17 protein-coding genes and 2 tRNA genes are annotated in these 18,618 nt (G+C 52.6%); 13 read left to right on the top strand and 6 right to left on the bottom strand.

Features of this window, described 5'->3' with window-relative positions:
* Window positions 1-60 precede the first annotated feature (60 nt).
* Entirely contained in the window at window positions 61-720 is a 660-nt protein-coding gene (locus tag AAGJ81_13200; GenBank protein MEM0967096.1) for a cbb3-type cytochrome c oxidase subunit II, read from the top strand.
* On the opposite strand, the gene AAGJ81_13195 is transcribed toward AAGJ81_13200, so the two are convergent.
* A complete protein-coding gene (locus AAGJ81_13195) occupies window positions 710-1,210 on the bottom strand; it encodes a hypothetical protein (protein ID MEM0967095.1) in 501 nt (166 codons plus the stop codon). The two genes, AAGJ81_13200 and AAGJ81_13195, sit on opposite strands and share 11 nt — an antisense overlap.
* 264 nt (window positions 1,211-1,474) lie before the next feature.
* On the bottom strand, window positions 1,475-2,665 hold the full coding sequence (chrA, locus tag AAGJ81_13190; GenBank protein ID MEM0967094.1) for a chromate efflux transporter: 1,191 nt from the start codon (window positions 2,663-2,665) through the stop codon (window positions 1,475-1,477).
* A gap of 115 nt (window positions 2,666-2,780) precedes the next feature.
* Between chrA and AAGJ81_13185 the strand changes: the two genes are divergently transcribed.
* The 7 genes from AAGJ81_13185 to AAGJ81_13155 all read left to right on the top strand — a co-directional run bounded on the left by AAGJ81_13185 (window position 2,781) and on the right by AAGJ81_13155 (window position 7,653).
* A complete protein-coding gene (locus tag AAGJ81_13185) occupies window positions 2,781-3,407 on the top strand; it encodes an MBL fold metallo-hydrolase (GenBank protein MEM0967093.1) in 627 nt (208 codons plus the stop codon).
* Window positions 3,404-4,528 (top strand): bifunctional diaminohydroxyphosphoribosylaminopyrimidine deaminase/5-amino-6-(5-phosphoribosylamino)uracil reductase RibD, encoded by a 1,125-nt coding sequence (gene ribD, locus AAGJ81_13180; protein MEM0967092.1) that lies wholly within the window; start codon window positions 3,404-3,406, stop codon window positions 4,526-4,528. The genes AAGJ81_13185 and ribD overlap by 4 nt, the downstream gene beginning before the upstream one ends.
* Window positions 4,525-5,130: an RdgB/HAM1 family non-canonical purine NTP pyrophosphatase gene (gene rdgB / locus AAGJ81_13175; protein MEM0967091.1), complete on the top strand. Its 606-nt coding sequence runs from the start codon at window positions 4,525-4,527 to the stop codon at window positions 5,128-5,130. The genes ribD and rdgB overlap by 4 nt, the downstream gene beginning before the upstream one ends.
* Before the next feature lie 181 nt (window positions 5,131-5,311).
* Entirely contained in the window at window positions 5,312-5,929 is a 618-nt protein-coding gene (locus AAGJ81_13170) for a hypothetical protein (GenBank protein ID MEM0967090.1), read from the top strand.
* Between the two features lie 138 nt (window positions 5,930-6,067).
* Window positions 6,068-6,143, top strand: a tRNA-Ala gene (locus AAGJ81_13165).
* A 232-nt stretch (window positions 6,144-6,375) separates the two neighbouring features.
* Window positions 6,376-6,696 (top strand): hypothetical protein, encoded by a 321-nt coding sequence (locus AAGJ81_13160; protein ID MEM0967089.1) that lies wholly within the window; start codon window positions 6,376-6,378, stop codon window positions 6,694-6,696.
* 159 nt (window positions 6,697-6,855) lie between these two features.
* A complete protein-coding gene (locus tag AAGJ81_13155) occupies window positions 6,856-7,653 on the top strand; it encodes a carotenoid biosynthesis protein (GenBank protein ID MEM0967088.1) in 798 nt (265 codons plus the stop codon).
* Between the two features lie 22 nt (window positions 7,654-7,675).
* Here the strand turns inward: AAGJ81_13155 and AAGJ81_13150 are convergent, their stop codons facing one another.
* The 3 genes from AAGJ81_13150 to AAGJ81_13140 all read right to left on the bottom strand — a co-directional run bounded on the left by AAGJ81_13150 (window position 7,676) and on the right by AAGJ81_13140 (window position 10,425).
* Window positions 7,676-9,169 carry a hypothetical protein gene (locus AAGJ81_13150; protein ID MEM0967087.1) on the bottom strand — a complete coding sequence of 498 codons (1,494 nt, stop codon included), beginning with the start codon at window positions 9,167-9,169 and terminating at the stop codon, window positions 7,676-7,678.
* On the bottom strand, window positions 9,169-10,080 hold the full coding sequence (locus AAGJ81_13145; protein ID MEM0967086.1) for an ABC transporter ATP-binding protein: 912 nt from the start codon (window positions 10,078-10,080) through the stop codon (window positions 9,169-9,171). The genes AAGJ81_13150 and AAGJ81_13145 overlap by 1 nt, the downstream gene beginning before the upstream one ends.
* A gap of 72 nt (window positions 10,081-10,152) precedes the next feature.
* A complete protein-coding gene (locus AAGJ81_13140) occupies window positions 10,153-10,425 on the bottom strand; it encodes a hypothetical protein (GenBank protein MEM0967085.1) in 273 nt (90 codons plus the stop codon).
* A gap of 55 nt (window positions 10,426-10,480) precedes the next feature.
* Between AAGJ81_13140 and panB the strand changes: the two genes are divergently transcribed.
* From panB to AAGJ81_13125, 3 genes are all read left to right on the top strand, one after another.
* Window positions 10,481-11,254 (top strand): 3-methyl-2-oxobutanoate hydroxymethyltransferase, encoded by a 774-nt coding sequence (panB, locus tag AAGJ81_13135; protein MEM0967084.1) that lies wholly within the window; start codon window positions 10,481-10,483, stop codon window positions 11,252-11,254.
* Window positions 11,251-12,249 (top strand): NAD(P)H-dependent glycerol-3-phosphate dehydrogenase, encoded by a 999-nt coding sequence (locus tag AAGJ81_13130; GenBank protein ID MEM0967083.1) that lies wholly within the window; start codon window positions 11,251-11,253, stop codon window positions 12,247-12,249. The genes panB and AAGJ81_13130 overlap by 4 nt, the downstream gene beginning before the upstream one ends.
* Before the next feature lie 67 nt (window positions 12,250-12,316).
* Window positions 12,317-12,392, top strand: a tRNA-Thr gene (locus AAGJ81_13125).
* Window positions 12,393-12,418: 26 nt separating this feature from the next.
* Here the strand turns inward: AAGJ81_13125 and AAGJ81_13120 are convergent.
* Window positions 12,419-13,828: a PQQ-dependent sugar dehydrogenase gene (locus AAGJ81_13120; GenBank protein ID MEM0967082.1), complete on the bottom strand. Its 1,410-nt coding sequence runs from the start codon at window positions 13,826-13,828 to the stop codon at window positions 12,419-12,421.
* A gap of 363 nt (window positions 13,829-14,191) precedes the next feature.
* Here AAGJ81_13120 and AAGJ81_13115 point away from each other — a divergent pair, with 363 nt between their 5' ends.
* Both AAGJ81_13115 and AAGJ81_13110 read left to right on the top strand, forming a co-directional pair.
* Complete coding sequence (locus AAGJ81_13115; protein ID MEM0967081.1) at window positions 14,192-15,286, top strand: efflux RND transporter periplasmic adaptor subunit; 1,095 nt, start codon at window positions 14,192-14,194, stop codon at window positions 15,284-15,286.
* Window positions 15,287-15,289: 3 nt separating this feature from the next.
* Window positions 15,290-18,439, top strand: coding sequence for an efflux RND transporter permease subunit (locus AAGJ81_13110; protein ID MEM0967080.1), 3,150 nt, complete (start codon window positions 15,290-15,292; stop codon window positions 18,437-18,439).
* Window positions 18,440-18,618 lie beyond the last annotated feature (179 nt).

Genomic DNA, 18,618 nt, shown 5'->3' with positions numbered 1-18,618 from the left:
TAGATTCGGCTCTCAGCTTGATGATCGTTGGCACCCAAACACTTTCGTTCCACGGATCCGATGAAGAACCTTCCTCTGCTTTTTCTCGGGATTTTCTTCACGCTCGCATTTTCTTGGGCGGGATTGATTCTCACCTCCCAGTATCAATACGGAAGACTCACGCCCACTACTTCCACTTTAGACGCAGAGGGAAACTTCATGACGGGGGAACCTCTTTTCCCGAGAGCGCCTTCGGGCCTGGCAGAGCAGGGAAAGCGGGTATACATCAGCGAGGGATGTATGTATTGTCACTCGCAACAAGTTCGCCCACAGGGTTTTGGCGCCGATTTTGAGAGAGGCTGGGGTCCCCGTCAATCGGTTCCCCGCGACTACATTTTGCAGGAACGGGTTCTCTTGGGGACAATGCGAACGGGACCTGATCTGACCAACGTCGGTGGCAGATCGATTTCCGCTCCTGGTTCGACTTGGCACTACGAGCACCTTTACGACCCTCAAATTACTTCTGAGGGGTCCATTATGCCTCCTTACAATTACTTGTTCGAGGTGAAGAAAATAGACGGGGCACCCTCCCCGAACGCAGTGGATGTACCAGAGACTTCTTCATTTTACCCGGGAGAAGGCTACGAAGTCATACCGACTCTGGAGGCCCATGCGTTGGTGGCTTACCTAAGAAGCTTGAAGATCGATTACGAGCTTCCTGAGGCAAAATTTACTGAGTAGGGAGAATATTGAGATTGGTGGACCGCCGTTCCATCTCGTACTCGACCTTTTCGATTTTGAGTTCAACGTTTTCGATCTCTCGTTCTGCAATACTGCGAAGCGACGACGTCTCGGCTGCTTCTTTTTTCTGTTCGAGCAAAGCGATCTGCCTGTGAAGTTCTGCGAGTCTCTCGGAAAGCTCAGAGTAGCGGGCCTTACCTGCGGTTTCAGCTACTGGCCAATCCTCAAGATTCTCCCTGTCGTCCCTCAGCAGAAGCCGGAGTCTCGTAATCGTGCTCAATTCGTCCGTAGGAAATGTAAAGACTTTGCCGTCCGAGATGCGGGCAAAGCGAACTTCTTCAGAATTGTGGGAGATTACGGAGACACTGATTGTGCGTCCATCTGTTGCCGTCAAAGTCATTTCACGTGAGAACAATCCCTCCCGCTTAGCGACCCAAAGTCCCCCGATAACCACTACTACAAGAACTAGAAAAATCAGTAACGTTTTCATGACTGGATTAACATCACTCCCAGACTTGGATAGAATAAAGGATAGCCAATTACAAGAAAACTAACGTTCTTCCGGATTTTAGGGGTGCAATTAAATCCACTGGGTAAGCTCATTAGTTTTTTCGGGAGGGACCACCTCCGCGTGGTCCGCGCGTTGGAGTGATCGTCCAGCCGAAACGATTGGACGGGACGGAGCCCGTCCCACCCCCTAGTACCCCGCATAAAAATTGGACCTGGGTTTTGGGTTCACGGGAACTTGGAGTTTTCAAAGCAATCCCCATCCGGCGAATCCGCTGAGTATTACTAACGCCCAAGGGGGCATTTTCCAGAATTGGAGTAGGAGGAAGGCAACGAGCGCAAAGGCTGCTGCGCTTGGAGAAATGATGGAGGCTGTCCAGATTGGATCGTAGAAAGCCGCGAGAAGTAGACCGACTACGGCTGCATTGGTTCCCGCAAGAGCTCTCTTCGCACCGCGATTTTGCCGAAGGCTCTCCCAAAATGGTAAAATCCCCGTGACGAGAAGAATTGAAGGAATATAGATCGCAACCAGACAGAAAAGGCCTCCGAACCAGCCGTTTGGTGCCTCCGCTGCAGAGGCCCCAAGAAACGCGGCGAATGTGAAGAGTGGACCGGGCACTGCTTGGGCAGCACCGTAGCCTGCAAGAAAGTCCGTCTGGCTCACCCAACCTGGCTGGACGACGGCCTCCTCGAGAAGTGGGAGGACTACGTGGCCTCCGCCAAAAACGAATGCCCCTGACCTGTAGAATCCATCAAAATACTCAAGCGCTCGGAACTGACTGACTGCGGCTCCGATGGAGAGTCCCACGAGCAAAATGAAAAATGTAAGAAGACAGAGGACGCCTTTTCGTTTGGAAAGAGAGAACCTGGTCTCGCCCGAGCCGGATTTTTCCTGTGTGGACGGAATGAGAATCCAACCTCCTAGCGCCCCTAGACCTATGGTCCCGATTTGCGTCAAAACCGTTGGGAACAGGAGAGCCACGCTTGCGCTCACTAAGGCAAAAGTAACCGTGACTTTCGTTCGACAGAGAGTCGTTCCCATTCCCCAGACGGCCTTTGCCACCACGGCTACTGCGGCGATCTTAAGACCCATAATCCAACCTTGATCTCCTGCGCGACCCCAAGAGTTGAGCCCATAAGCAAAAAGGATCAGGGCAAAGGCAGAAGGAAGAGTGAATCCGCACCAAGCAAGGAACCCCCCCCACCAGCCACGTTGCTGATAGCCGATCGCGTAGCTCACCTGACTACTGGCCGGGCCCGGGAGAAACTGGCATAGGGCGACGAGGTCTGCGTAGGCGTTGTCTTCCAACCATTTTCTGCGGCGCACAAACTCCTCTCGAAAATACCCGAGGTGAGCGACTGGACCACCAAAAGACGTCAAACCCAAGCGCAGGTAGATTAAGAACAAATCAAAAAGAGAGATCGAGTTTCGGCTCATCGTCACGGCTCTTCCTGAAAGTCGGATGAGGAGGATCTCCATGTCTAGCATGTAATTGAATTGTGTCGGAAATTTCTCCTCGTCTAGAAATGTCGTCTGTTCCTTACTTATCACGATGGAAGTCAAAATCCTTCCCCTAGGTCCGGTGCAAACCAACGCGTTTCTTTTGGTGAAGAACGGAGAGGCGATATTGATAGATTCGCCTATGGGTTCCTATGAGGCGGTGACAAATCTGTTGAAAACCAAGGAGATTGCACTGGTGGCTCTATGGCTCACCCATGGACACTGGGACCATACTAGCGATGCGTTCCGGTTCCAGAAAGACGGAGTCCCTCTTGCTGGCCACGTCGAAGACAGGGAGTTGTTCGAGAACCCTTCGATCATGTCTTCGTTCATAATGCCCGGGATACCGCTTGAGCCGGTGAAGATTGATTCGTGGATCGACGAAGGATCTTCACCTATGGATTGGGACGAACCGGTCGAGGTGCGTCATGTTCCCGGTCACTGTCCAGGGAACATTCTCTTCTTTTTTCCGAATCAAGGGGCTTGTTTCAGCGGTGACGCGATTTTTGCCCAAGGTATTGGACGCTATGATTTGCCAGGTGGTGATTTTGCCGTTTTGGAAAAATCGATTCGGGAAAAGATTTACACCCTCCCCGATGAAACGGAAATCTATCCGGGTCACGGACCGGTGACATCGGTGCGGGAGGAGAAGCGGAGAAATCCTTACGTTCGTGGATGAATTTGCCTCGTGATGAATACTGGATGCGCGAGGCGATCAAAGTCGCTCGTGGTGGATGGGGCACGACTCATCCCAACCCAGTAGTTGGGGCGATCTTAGCCGATGGGGACAAATGTCTTTCGACAGGGTATCACGCGAAGGCAGGCGAGCCGCATGCAGAAGTGTATGCTCTTCGCGGGTTTGAGGGTGGGATTCCTGAGAGCGCTACGCTTTACGTAACCTTGGAACCTTGTTCGTCGGTCGGGCGAACAGGCGCTTGCACGGACGCGATTAGAGAAGCGGGAGTGAAAAGGGTGGTGGTAGGAGCCTTGGATAACGATCCGAGACATCAGGGAAGAGGTTTAGACCGGCTGCGAGAGGCTGGCATCGCTGCTTCGGCAGGCGTCTTGGAGGAGGAATGTCGCGATTTGAATCTTCTTTTCCATTTTCGCAATCAAACGGGTCATCCCATGATTGCAGCAAAAGTTGCGACAACCATCGACGGACGAACTGCAGCTTCTTCGGGAGCCTCCCGGTGGATCACTGGGGAAAAGGCCCGTGAAGACGTTCATCGGTGGCGGCGTTATTTTCCAGCGATTGCCGTGGGTGCAGGGACCGTCCTCGCGGACGATCCCGCATTGACCTCGCGAAGGGGAACTTCGGTATTTTGTCCCGCTCGTTTGGTGTTTGATCGGTCTGGGCGACTGGCAGAGAAACCCGATTGCCGCGTGCTGACTGATGAATACCGAGAGCGAACCGCTATCTTTTGTGGGGAGGAAGTGTTTGATGGGCTGCGAACCGTTATCCCCGAGGATGTGAAGGTTGAAGTCCTACCCAACGATCCTGAATTGCGGGATTCGTTGAGACAGTGGCTGGTTCGGCATGAGCTTGACGGCCTGTTTGTGGAGGGAGGTAGTGCCCTTTTTCGCGAGCTGTTTGCCACGCGCACGATCGACTACTTGTTCGCCTATCGAGCGCCTAAATTGTTCTTAGACAATAATGCCAGACCAATTGCCAGTGGCTGGAAGTTGGTGAGTCCAGGCGACGCCATTCAGCTTGAAGATTGTCGCCATGAAACGTTCGACTCAGATCAGCTGATTCGGGGGCGGGTATGCTATCCGGGGGAAAGAGAATCGCTGTGATCGAAGAGCTTGTTTTAGCCTCTGGAAATCCTCACAAAGCCAGCGAAATCGAATCTTGGTTTCAAGGGCGGGGTCATTCGCTTCGGGTTCTTAGTGCGAATGACTTTGGTGGAATGGACGGCTGTAGAGAGACGGCAAAAGACTTTGCTGGAAATGCACGAATCAAAATCGACTTTTTGAAAAAACGAGTGCCACACGGTTCATGGATTCTAGCTGATGATAGTGGCCTGGAGGTCGACGTCCTTGCAGGTCAACCCGGCGTGTATTCCGCCCGTTTTGCAGGGGAGGGAGCGACGGACTCTCAAAACCGGGATTTATTGCTGGAGCGAATGAGGAAGGTGAGGGCGGTTCGCAAGCGCTCAGCTAGGTTTGTCTGCGTGATAGCCTTGGGGCAATGGCGGAAACGGACTCGCTACTTTCGCGGCGAATGCGAAGGCTCAGTCTTGCGGGAAGCAGCTGGTCGCAGTGGCTTTGGATACGATCCAATCTTTGTCCCGAGAGGTTACACCCAGTCTTTCGCGGAGCTAGCCCAAACCAAAAAAAATGGAATCAGTCACCGTGGGCGTGCTCTTGAAGAACTCGAAAAGGCACTGAAACCATGAGAGCGGGAGTGAGCTTTATCAGTATCGATCCCAATGGTAAGGGAGGCGATAAACTATTGTCGGTTGAAAAATTATCTTTCAAAAACGGATGCTCAGAGATAGGATTCCCCGTAGAAAAGGAGGAGTTATTGATAGCTCTAGAACCAGAATGACACCAGTTTGCTCGCAATCAGATTTGTAAATGATGAAAAAGAAGAAAATCGCCGCTGCTGCTCCTGCTACAATCGCCTCTTTACTCGGAGTTTCCGGTGCGGAGGCTGAAATCATTCACATAACCAACAGTTATGACGTCGGTTTTTCCGCAACCAGTGGCGTCTCTTGGGATATTGATCAGGGCGGGGGTGCAGAAGCAGGATGGAGTTTTAGTAATCCGTTTGGAATTTTGGGGTTAAATCCCGCCACCGACGGTTTTTCTGTCTACAACGGTGGGACGAACAATAACTTGGCTAGGCTTACAACCAACGAATTCGTCAGTGACAACGCAAACTTTTCACCTGCGGTAGGGGGCATTCTGAGCGGGGGTATTTTGATTGGCGGAGCAGAGTTTACCAGCGGTGTGAGTGGTTTCATGGGTTTTCAGTTTGACTCGGAGGGCACGCCATTTTTCGGCTGGGCACGAGTTACCTTTTTCGAGGGTGCGTCTCCCGCGGCTGGTGTGACTGTTCACGAATGGGCATATGATAATACGGGTAATGCGATCCAGGTGGGGGCGGTTCCTGAACCTGCGGCGGCAGCCTTGGGTCTGGGTACACTTGCCCTCGGCGCAGCAGGTTTGCGCCGTATGCGCAAGGACCGGTAGGCCGGCTTACGGGTTGGGAAGATAATTCTCGTTACCACGTCGCATGAGCGTCTGGAGGACTTAAGGCATCGCTCGAAAAAGAATTGACCTGAGTCCACTTCGGTCGCTTGTCTCATGGCTTCGCTCGCGCGAAGTGCGGGGGCCGTAGCTCAGTTGGAAGAGCGCTTGCATGGCATGCAAGAGGTCGACGGTTCGATCCCGTTCGGCTCCACCAGCCTTCGCTTGAGCGTAGCGATGGGCGAAGGCTGCCACGCCGAAGCCCGGAGGGCGTAGGCGGGCTTTCGATTTCTCAAGTCGCTAGAGCTACGGCTCGGCAAGCCACTCTGCGGTTTCCTACTCTTTCGGGAAGGCAAAGAAGAACGCTACAGGGTGAAAACTAAAGCAAGACTCCTTGTTTTGCCGGCGAATCGCTTGCGCCTCGTTCCTGTTTTGTTTTCGTATTGGCAGTGAAGTCGGTCGAGATCAATCCCCGCGTAAACCTTTATATTTTCGCCCCTCATCCGGAGTGGGAAGGTGTCATTGGAACAGTCGCGGTTTCTGCGCGCGATTTTCAAAGGGCGGAGAGGATCGCATTGAAAGAAGCGGAGAAACAAGGAGTTCCCGGGCGGTCTTTTTCCATCCTTCTCGAAACGGAAACCGATCAGAGTAACGAGGGATACTGGACAGAGATAGAGAGGTATCGGGACGTGGAGGATACGGAGCGTCTGGTTTTATTTCATTTTGGACAGGTGATTACGGCTGAGAATTTGACTGAGTCAAAAGGGTAGAGAGCGCTGTCCGGACCTCCGGCTCCTCCACTTGAATCGAAGCGCCCGGTAGTCTGATTTTGCATCGGATTTCTGGGGGAGGCCCGAGGGCAGCTTTCACAACTTGATTGGTGCGTTGTTGAATTGCGCTGTAGAACGATTCTACCAAGCTCCTAGTCAATGGTGCTGTTCGTTTACCGTTCCCGAAAATTCAACCGGCTTTACGCTCTAGTCCTGTTCCTTTACGCCGTGTGGTTTACCGTGGGTCTTTTTGTGTTGGGACTTGGTTTGCAGACTCCCTTTGGCCCTTGGGCTGATTTTATCTTCATCGCTTTGGCGGCTCTGGTCCTTCTACTTCACCTTGCCGGTCAATTCCCTACGGTCCCGGTGCTGCTTGTCTTTTTGTGGTTTACGGTCCTTTCGGGCGTAGTGGAAGGAGTCGGTGCAGTGACTGGATTTCCCTTTGGAGACTACTTTTACACAGGAAACTTTGGCCCCATCCTTTTTGGTGTTTTGCCCCTGGCAATTCCGTTGGCCTGGTGGGTCGTGGTATGGCCAATCCACTGTCTCGTCCATTCAGCGTTAGCCGGGCGGGGTTCTATTCTTTGGGTTCCTATTGTCACAGGAGTAATAGCGGTCGTTGCGGATCTAATGATTGAACCGGCAGCAACTCTGGTGCGGAATTATTGGAATTGGGATGGATCCGGAGTCTACTACGGGGTGCCGTGGCAAAACTTTTTGGGCTGGTTTGGGGTTGCTTTCGTCCTTTCTTTTTTCTCACAGGTTTTCTTGAGCCGTGGGCCTTTCAAGAGAGAGGAGCTCCGGGTTCCGCTATGGGTTTTGCTGTCTACGATCGGAACCTTTGTTCTGGTCTCTTTGGTATCTGGGAAGTGGCTCGTCTTGCTCGTCGCAATCGTCTTCTGCGCAATGATTCGTCGCCTGTGGGTGATGACACGACCTTCTGGATCCACACACTAGGTCTCTGAATTCGGTATAAGCTTCAGTTCGATCCGCCGTTAAGCGTAAGGTCGTCCGCAGTTAGGAATTCGCTCTCGGATTCGGTTATAGTGCGAGTGAAGAATATGATCTCGTATTCCGCAGGAGAAAGCGTTGCGTTAGGCACTTCAAGACGAGCTCCTTCGAAAAAACCCCATCCACCCCAATCGGAGAAAATCTCCGAGGGTATTGTCCGATTGGATACTCTCTCGGAAACGCCGAATGAGAATCGACCACTGAGTGGTTCAAAAGCGGCAAGATCAATGCTGGGCTCGAATGCAAATGCAGGGATATAAGCTCTAAAGTTTAGGTTTAGCTGGTCGTCTGTCTCAGAAAAACTACTGAGCAGAATACGATTACCTTGGTAGGTGAGAGACGCATTCTGCTCGACTGGTGTTCTCCCGATCTCTGTTTGGGTGGATAAGCTGATTCGATAGCTGATTCGTATGTCGACCGGGCCAGTGATTTGATCCAGCTCTTTTCGTTCGATCGAGAAAATTCGGGCCGAAACTGCGGGCCGTCTCTCGAAAGACGTGAGCTCTAGCCTCTGGCTTGAGGTGTTGGTCTTCACCTCCACATCGCTGGAATCCGAACTTAAAGAAACCGCTGTTGGAGTCATCCAAACGTCCTGATCGGAAACAATGGGTTCGAAAAAGGCCTTGTAGCTCACGTTCTCTGTCCCGCCGGTGTAGACAGTTCCAGATTTTTCCAAGGCGAGTAGCTTGAGGTCGAACGAGGTGTTTCCATCACTCAAGATGCGTTGTCCCCAAAATGAGTCCTTTGGTTGAAGTAACAATGAAAGAAGGACCAAAGGGATAAGGAGAGCCCACGCCGAAATGAGGCGCCGTTTCATGTAGTAAAACAGTAAGACGCCGAGACCTCCGAGCGTCCATAGGATTGCTTGGATTAGAGCGACTTGATTTCCGGGAATATCTGCTGGAAGAACTGCGAAGTCTTCAAAGTCCAGATTTGCCATCGAAAAGAGAAGCACTGCGAGGAGAACGTAGAATCCTACGATGAGAATTACTGCAAGAAGAAGGTAGCGAGGAAGAGAGCGAGTTTGCGCGGCAAGGAAGACCTGCCACTGCCAAGTAGCGAGACCGATTAAGAGCGCGCCGGCTAAAGCATAACCGATCCTTGAGCTACCTCCGTTCAGGACAAGAGTCACTACTTCCCCAATGGCCCCAATCCCTAACAAGACCAGCAGGAATAAGAGTTTAGCAGCAAGAACGTGCAACCTATTGAAGGGTCTGGCCAACCAATAGGCATCTGGATCCCTCAATGATTCCTCTTGAACAACCATCACGATGACAACAAAGAACAAGATACCGCCCACGAAAGACCCGAGCAATTGGAGGATTCTGTTGATCGCAAGATCCTGAATACCAAAAGCAGTGCCGTTTATGTAGATTTCAATGAGTGCTGCGACGGTGAGCGCGATCAGGGCCCAACTGTATCGCTTAAAGTCCTTCCGAAGTAAGAGAGTAATCGTTTTCATTACAACTGGACTGCCTTTTTCGTGAGAATCTCCCTTAGAGACATTGGGTGAGCCTTGACCGACAGGGCCTCAGGGAAGGCTGAGTTCAGCTCCGATTCCATCGATGCGTCAAACTGATCAGTATGAAACTCTTGAAGACCTTCGAGAGTCTGCGTTGTTTTCACTCTTTCAAGGAATTCCTTTGGAAGAGAGACTTCGCTGTCTCCTTCAATGGTAAGCCTGCGATGACGCCCCAAAAACGGGTCGAGGGCTTCGTTGATTTGTAGCCGGCCGTTAGCAAGAATCGCGATCCTGTTTGCCACTGGTTCAACTTCTTCGACATCGTGAGTGGTGATTACGGTCGCCAGTCCATCGTCCTTTGCCAATCGATTTAGAAGAGAAGCTAGTTGAGCCCTGGTCTCCACATCCAGACCGCTGAACGGTTCGTCAAGCAAGAGGACTTTCGGTCTGCAAGGCAGTGTGCTAGCGACCAAGGCTTTCATCCGCTGGCCACGGGAAAGGTGCTTGATTTTTTGCTGAAGCGGTAGTCCAAAAGCTTCGACCAGTCGGTTGCAAAGGTCGTGGTCCCAACTCGGGTAGAGCTGACTGCAAAAGCCGAGAAAATACTCGACGGTCATCCAAAGGGGGAGCTTTTGACCCTCGGAGACGTAGCAAATCTGCTCAAAGTCTTTTCCATTAAGTTTGGCAGACGGAGTCCCCAGCAAATAAGCCTCTCCTGAACTCGCTTGATAGATACTGAGGAGTAAACGAAAAGTCGTCGATTTGCCGGAACCGTTCGCACCGATAAGAGCCAAGACGTCCCCCGGATTTACATCGAGAGTTAGTTTGTCAACAGCCGTAACTTTTCGGAAGTGCTTCGAAACGTTGTCGATCCGAACTGGCGGTATCGATTTACTCAACTCGCTCTTCATAATTCGGACGCTTGTAGCGAGATGGCCAAAGAGCGATCAAAAAACTATCGACGTTGCGCAGTGGAAGATCCGTTAGAAGAGTGAGAGCCCGTAGATACTCTCGTAGACGATCCAGCCGAGGAAAAGAAGGGCGATCGCTGACAAGACAATTCGTATCACTCGTCTTCTTCGTCTCTGGACACGATCGCGGAATCCCGGGAATTCCTTACCCTCCCGAGTCGAACGGGCAAGGTGCTTACCGAAAGAGATCCTTCGATAGCCTGAGGCTCCTCCAAAAGGACGATACCTTTTGCCTCTCTGGCGACGAAAGTAGCGCCATCGATAGAATCTACGGAGAAAAATCATGTTGAAGCGAACCGTTGCAGGGGCGACTCTACAGGTTTTATTTTAATCGGATCGAGTGAAAATCACGACCAACACAATAACTGCCATGAAAGGGGATCGACCAATTGTGGCGATTACCGCCTACGACTTCCCATCAGCAGTATTTGCGGATGAAGCGGGGATGGATTTGATCCTCGTGGGGGATTCGGTGGGAACCACGGTGCTCGGTTTTCCGACAACTGTGCCTGTCACTTTTAGAATGATGGAACATCATTCAGCTGCGGTTTTACGTGCAGTTCCGGATGCCCTTGTCGTGGTCGACCTCCCTTTTGGCGAGGCTTCTCTCAATCGAGACCATGTGCTGCGAGCTTGCCGTAAGTTGGTCCAAATGGGTGCTGGAGGTGTAAAGCTCGAAGGCGGCCGGGAACGCTACGATCTTCGCACTTTTCTCGTAGACTCGGGGATTCCCGTGATGGGTCATATCGGCCTTTTGCCGCAGAGGATTCAGGTCGAGGGGAAATACCGCCGCTACGGAGGCACGGAAGAGGAAGCGGAGGCTTTGATAGCAGACGCTGAATCGGTGGAGGCCTCGGGATGCTTTGCCTGCATCGGCGAGATGATTGAGAGTTCTTTGGCCGGCGAAATTCGAGGCAACATGGGAATACCTCTTATAGGAATTGGCAGCGGTCCAGATTGTGACGGCCAGATTCTTGTTAGCCACGACTTGTTGGGAATAGGAACCGACAAAGCACCGGGTTTCGTCAAGCTGTACGCGGATATTGGCCATCAAATGACAAGAGCGATGAAGGCCTACCGCGAAGACGTGGTTGAAAATCGATTCCCGGAATGAATATCGCAGTCTTGGGTGCGGGTTCATGGGGAACGGCGCTAGCTCTTCACTTTGACCGCCGTGGTCACACAGTCACCCTTGTTTCGCGTAGGCTTGATCACGCAGCCGACATGGCGACATCCCGCGAAAACAAGGTTTATCTTCCGGGATTTCCTATACCGCCTTCTCTGCAGCTCGGCCACGAAGTGATGCCCGCCCTGATGGAGGCGGATCTAGTGGTCCTAGCCTGTCCGGCGAAGGGCCTTAGATCCTTGTGTGAGAAGATTGCCCAGTCGCGCAGTAGTTCTTGGGGGATTTCCGCAGTCGTAGCCGTTTGTAAGGGCCTCGATCCAGAAACTCTCGAGCTGCCCTTTGAGGTGATGAGGGAAGTCTTGCCATGGTATCCTGCGGGAATTTTGAGTGGCCCCACCCACGCGGGTGGATTGGCGCAGAGATTACCACTTGCAGCGGTTCTTGCGTTTTCAGAAATCAGTGACTGGGTGAGGGACCTGCAGGTAGCCTTTAGCGACGACTGTTTTCGACTCTATCTTTCGGAGGATCCGACAGGAGTGTCGCTCGGTGGGAGCCTTAAAAACATCTTCGCGATTGCAAGTGGCTGTGCTGACGGTCTTGGGCTGGGCGACAACGCTAAAGCTGCCCTGCTAACCCGAAGTCATGCGGAAATGGTGGAAATCGGTGTGGCTCTAGGGGGAAACCGCGATACCTTCAGTGGTCTTAGTGGCTTGGGCGATTTGGTTGCGACCAGTTACGGAGAGTGGAGTCGAAATCGAACCTTTGGAGAGATGATTTCAAGTGGAGGGTTGGTGAGTGACTTATTGAAAGATCGATCGACCGTGGTAGAAGGTGCTCTCGCAGTGAAGCTGTACCAAGAACGCTGTCGCAAGATCGGATTGTCTACTCCGATTTTGGATGAGGTGTATTCGTTGGTCTACGAGGCGAAAAATCCCGGAACGGCTCTTCAGGATTTGATGGCTCGAAGACTCAAATCTGAGTAATACCAAATTTGGTATGATTCCGGCCTTGTCATCGAAACTCGGATCGCTGAACCTCTCGCCTTGGTTCGCCGGAATAGCTCAGTTGGTAGAGCAACTCATTCGTAATGAGTAGGTCGTCGGTTCGAATCCGATTTCCGGCTCCAAGGCCTTGGGAAATTCTGATTCTCGTCTACGGAACAAGCCGAACGAGGCGACTCGGACCGTTCATGACTAAGTAGAGGGCTCCATCTGGACCTGAGGCGACATCGCGAATACGCCCCTCATCCTTGAGAATGATCTCGGACTCGACGACCTCCCCATCCTCGATAACCAGTCGATGCAATTCATTTGATCTAAGTCCTCCCGCGAAAAGGTTGTATTTCCAATTCGGAAACGAAGAGCCTTCGTAGAAGTCCATTCCGCAAACTGCTATCGAGGGCGTCCAGTAGTGTCTAGGTTGCTCCATACCCGGTGCTCTCTGGCGGTCGCTTATTGGCGTACCATTGTAATTGATACCGTAAGTAATCTCCGGCCAGCCATAATTTTTGCCTCGCTCAATCACATTGATCTCATCTCCGCCCCGAGGGCCATGCTCGGACTCCCAGAGTTCTCCGGTCAGAGGGTGCAGATCGAGGCCCTGCGGATTGCGGACTCCATAGGCCCAGATAGATGGTAGAGCTTTGCGATCCCCGGAAAAGGGGTTGTCTTTCGGGATGCGACCGTCGTCATAAACGCGGTGAATTTTGCCGTTTGGCTTGGAAAGGTCCTGGGCATCGTTCATCCTCCCGCGGTCGCCGATTCCAAAGAACAGATAGCCATCGGTGAAGACGATTCTCGTTCCCCAGTGTTGCTTCGAAGTTAGGTAGTGCTCTTGTTGCGCTTGAAAGATCACCTCTTGGTCGACCCAGCGGTCATCTTCAATTCTTCCGCGGACGACGCGAGTCATCCCGGCAGCTTCGGATTCGTGCGAATAGGCCAAATAGATCCAACCGTTCGTATCGTATTCCGGGTGAAAAGCGACCTCCATCATGCCTGCCTGGCCACCAGTGCGCACCGGGGGAACATTCCGAATCGTTCCGACTACGCGATCATTTTCAAACCGACTCAGATCGCCTTCGCGATGAGTAATCAAACCACCGCTTTTTCCTGGGAAAAAATCAATTCCCCACGGAGTTCCACTTAGTTTGAACACTTCCTCAACAGCAAAGTCATGGCTTCCTTTCCCTTCCTCAATATGTTGTTGAGCCAAGATTTTCGGCTCGAGTGGTGCATCGATACCGTTCTTTCGAATATGAGCAATGTAGTGAGCGATGCTCAATATTTGGTTGTCAGTGAGCATTGCTTCGAAAGATGGCATTCCTACTTCCAGATTTCCCTCTTTTACATATTCCAAGAATCCGATTGTCCTCCCGACTTGCTTGAACGGATCGTTGACCAGCGACCCTCCGAGACCTCCTTCATGTTTCGCCCCATGACAGCCGACACACCACTGCGTGTAGAGCTCGCGACCCTGAGGGATATCATTGAAAGATTCCGAACCGAAGAGGCTGGCTAAAGCTAGAGGTGAAAGAGCTAGGTACCACAGCCTTCGGGTTACCATTCGGTGTGGTTTTCTCGGGAGGACCATTAGGGGTGTGATTAGAGGGGACAGTCGTTGAATCGAGAGGTTTCAAGGGGTTGGTTCTTTGTAGGATTGCGAACGCCACCCATTGGTCAGCTGGAAGACGCCCGGGCCCAAAGTAAAAACTACAAAACATCGAGGAGTAATGTCAGAATACTGTGATTCGCCTTACCGGAATTGTAAAAGCGATTTTTGAGTGAGCGAGTAACTTCGTTTCAAGCGAAGCGGGAGTCTCTAATCCAAGAAATCCTCCGCTCATCTGAAAATTGTTATCGGTTGGATTTTCTAGGGGTCCTAGATTCTTGCAAACAAACTCCTGAGAGGAGAGTATCGTCGCCGTCGATGACAGTCTTAAACGCCCGTTCGCTTTTTTTGTCTCTGATAAGTCTTGGCTTGTTCGTTAATCCCGCGGAGTCGGAGGAGACGCCCGTGTCAGTCGCCGTTCCTACATTTAGCGCAGAGTCAGCGAGTAGTGCTTACACGGGGACGGTTGCGGCGCGGCGACAGACTTTGTTGTCTCCCCGTTTGCCGGGTCTCGTCCAAGAGGCCGATTTCGAAGTGGGCGATCACTTTGAGGAAGGGCAGACCATCGTTCAGCTCGATACGACTCTCGCGGAAATGGACCTAGGTCTTCGTAAAGCATCGTTGGCGGAGGCAAAGTCCGAAATGGAGGAAGCGAAGAGACTTTTTGATGAAGCTGTCGATTTAGGAGACACAGGACTTCCGCGTTCGGTAAGGCTCACCCGCCAGAACGAGTATGAGACGGCGAAGATCCGGGTGGAGCGGGCGGCGGCTGAGCTTGCGGTGGGAGAAGAGCGGATTCGGCGCCATGCTGTGGTCGCCCCGTTTCCGGGTAAAATCGCTGATAAGCGGACTGAATTGGGAGAGTGGGTGGAGACCGGTTCTCCAGTGGCGTACTTTGTCGGGGACAACCTTCGTCTCGAAGTCCGGGTTCCTCAGGAAAAAATCAATGAGGCTCTTTCGACCGAATCTGTTCTTGTGACTGTTCAGGGTCTTCCTGATGTAGCAATAGAAGGCCGCGTTGATGCACTGGGTCCGGTGGTCGATCCGGGAACCCGCACATTTCTCGTTCGAATCGCCATTGAGAATCCTCCTGAGATCCTAAAGCCGGGTATGTCTGCAGTTGCGGTTTTCCGTCCTCAAACTAGTGAGAAGACTCTCGTGATTCCTCGCGATGCGATCATCCGGGACGAAAGAGGAGAGGCGTCCGTCTGGACTTTGACCGAAGTTGACGGAGGTTTGGAGGCGCGCTCGCGTGCGGTCCAACTGGGGTCCTCGCTCGGCAAGAACGCGGTTGTTCTCGACGGGCTTTCTGCAGCGGATAGGGTGGTGGTCCGGGGAAACGAGTCGCTGCGTGAGGGTCAGATGGTTCGAATTGTTGAATCCGGAAATCCAGCTACACGGACCACAGAATAGGTCATGTTCGATTGGTGTATCAAACACGGCGTCCAAGTCGCCGTTTTCACCCTCCTTATTTGTGTCCTTGGAATAGCAGCGGCTTTTCGCATCCCGGTCCAGATGATCCCGGATCTGGAGGTAAGGACGATTACGATTATCACCTCGTGGCGCGGTGCGACTCCGCAGGATGTTGAAAAGGAGATCCTCATTCAGCAGGAAGACTACCTTCGATCAGTAACCGGGGTGAGCCGGATGGTCTCCACGGCAACTTTCGGAAGGGCGTCGATCGAGATCGAGTTTCCATCGTCCGTCGACGTCAACGATGCGCTTATCCGGGTGATTAACGCACTCAGCCAGGTTCCGTCGTATCCGGAGAACGTGGATGAACCGAGAGTCGTTGCTTCTTCGTTTTCGGACAATGCGTTCATGTTCTACGGTGTTTACGATACTTCGGGAACGAGGAGTCCTGAGGACATTCTTCAATTAAGGGACTTTGTGGAGAACCGCGTCCGCCCGAGGATGGAGCGGGTGCCCGGTGTCTCGCAGGTAGATGTCAGGGGTGCTCCACAGCGCCAGATTCAAATCCAAGTCGATCTTCCTCGGCTGGCTGCAGCGGGTCTTACCTTGTCAGATGTTCGTTCTGCTTTGAGAGATCGAAATGCCGATATCTCCGCGGGCGATATCGATGAGGGGAAGCGGCGTTACTTGGTTCGAACCATCGGTCGACTCGATGATCCTCTGGATCTACCGGAGGTTGTGCTACGCCGAGATGGCGATGCGGTTACAACGCTTGGTGAGGTTGCGACGGTGGAGCTGGGACTTTACGAGCCGGTTCGTCGCGCGTATCTCGATGGGCGATTGGCGATCCAGCTCTTCGTCTACCGAGAGGTCGGATCGAATGTAATCGATATCAAGAATGCCATGGCCGAGACGGTTTCTGAGATCAATCGGCAGATCCTTGCGCCTCTAGATCTCGAGCTTTTGAAGACGTCCGACGATGTTCGCTACGTCGAGGCATCGATTGCAAACGTTTGGCGAAATTTGGCCATAGGTGCAATCGCTGCGACCCTCGTCCTCTTTTGCTTTCTGCGCTCATTTCCCGCGACCGCAATCTGTGTGGCAGGAATCCCGGCCTGCACCATTGCAGGATTCATAGGACTTATTGTTTTCGGCCGGACGATCAACGTGATCTCGCTAGCGGGTATCGCCTTTGCGATCGGCATGACTTTGGACAACGCGATCGTCGTATTGGAATCGATTGAGAAGCAGAGAAGGGCAGGTCGTAAAGCAATGGAATCTGCGTTATTTGGCGTGAGGGAAGTCTGGTCTTCGGTGCTTGCCTCAACGATGACCACCGTGATCGTGTTTGCGCCGGTTTGGTTGATTGATGAGGAGGCAGGCGAGCTGTTCTCAGACATCGCTATAGCGATCTCGGCTGCGATCATTGCTTCGATGTTGGTGGCGATTTCGGTCATCCCAACGGCGAGCGTTCATTTGAAGTCGATTGGGACCGGAGGCAGAGGCTCAACGGGTATATCGGGGTTGTTTTCTGGACTGGTGGGGAGATTGAGCGGGTCTCGCTCCTGGGCTTTGTCCGGTGTTGGCTTGGTCGTATTGACCAGTGGAGCGATCATTTACTTTCTCACCCCTCCTGCTGAATACCTGCCGGAGGGTGAGGAGGCGAAAATTTTTACCAGGGTGAGCGCGCCTCCGGGCTACAATCTTTCAACGATGGATGAAATTGTGCAGGAGCTTCTCGCAGAGTTTTCTCCCTACTTTGCGTCCAATGTTGGCCCGGACGCTGTTGATGATCAGGAAATCCCGATCATTGATTGGATTCTTGTGAACGCTAGTGCGGAATCGATCTTTATGGTCGCGGAGACCGTCAATCCGAGACGGGTGGATCAACTGGGTGTGGCACTAGAGGATTTCATCTCGAACTACCCGGGACTAAGAAGCTTCACCTCGCGTGGCTCGATCATCAGTAGTAACGATGGAGGTTCGCGGAGTGTAAACCTGGATATTTCGGGACCGGAGTTGACGGATATCTACGAAGTGGCAGGCGCAGCCTTTCGGAAAGCAGAAGAGATTTTTGATAATCCTTCGCTGAATTCTGATCCGAGCGCGCTAACTCTCCAGCAGCCAATGGTCGAGGTTCATCCGAATTGGGACTACCTCGCGGAATTGGGTTTTACGAATGAGTCGTTTGGGTTCTCGGTGGCTGCTTTGACAGATGGTGCCTACGTGGACGAATTCCTCCTCGATGGCGACCGAGTAGACGTCTTCGTTTCGGGTGAAGGGAGGGAGGCCGAGTCCCTCGACGAATTGCGTGGCATGCCGCTCTTTGCTCCGGTCGGTGGAGTCACGACGGTAGGTGCGGTGGCAGATATTTTGGAGCGGGCCGACACTTCGGCCATTCGTCGCTTAAATGGAGATCGTGCCGTCACGATTAACGTCATTCCCCCCAGAAATGTCCCTCTTGAAATTGCAGTGGAGATGGTTCAGCGGGATCTTGTAGAGGCTCTTCGTGATGCAGGTGAAATACCGGACGACGTCTCAATCGATGTGACCGGAGCGGGAGATCAGTTGCAAAAGACTCGGGAGTCTCTCACGGGCAATTTTGCGATCGCGCTCGTTCTTTCCTACCTGCTGCTGACAGCGGTCTTTTCGCACTGGGGGTTTCCTCTTCTGATTCTAACGACGGTTCCGATTGGGATTGCCGGAGGAATTGGAGGTCTCTGGTTGCTGAATGTTGCGGGCTCGGTTCTTCCCTTTTTTGGCCTCGCACCGATTCAGCAGTCTTTTGACATGATTACTATGCTTGGGTTTTTGATCCTGCTTGGGACAGTGGTGAACAATCCGATACTCATCGTTAGTCGGACAATGGATGGCTTGCGGGCAGGTGCAGAGGTCTCGGCGGCGATCAAGGAGGCGACGCTCTTGCGACTTCGCCCGATCTTGATGTCCACCACGACAACAGTCGTCGGAATTTTGCCGCTGGTATTATTCCCCGGGGAAGGGACTGAGCTGTATCGGGGTGTAGGGGCAATTGTCTTGTTTGGTTTGTTATTCTCGACTGCAGTCACCTTGGTGTTCCTGCCTTCCTTATTGAATTTGGTTCTGTCCCTCGTGTATCGGGTGAAGGGGCGAAGCGTGGGACAGGTCAGTTAGGCTTTGTCCAGATCAAGAATCCGAGCCTTCAATGGACTATAGTGCGATTTCAATCGATGTTAAAAACGCTTGGTTGCTGTTTTCGTTAACTTCGGAAGTAAGGAGCGGGGGGGGGGGGGACCCGCCCCCCGCTATATCTGAGGGCGAAGGATCAGTGCCACCAGAGCACCCCCGAGAGT

The sequence above is a fragment of the Verrucomicrobiota bacterium genome, assembly GCA_038744685.1.
Taxonomy (GTDB): domain Bacteria; phylum Verrucomicrobiota; class Verrucomicrobiia; order Opitutales; family Puniceicoccaceae; genus Puniceicoccus.
This window is presented reverse-complemented; position numbering and strand designations above follow the sequence as displayed.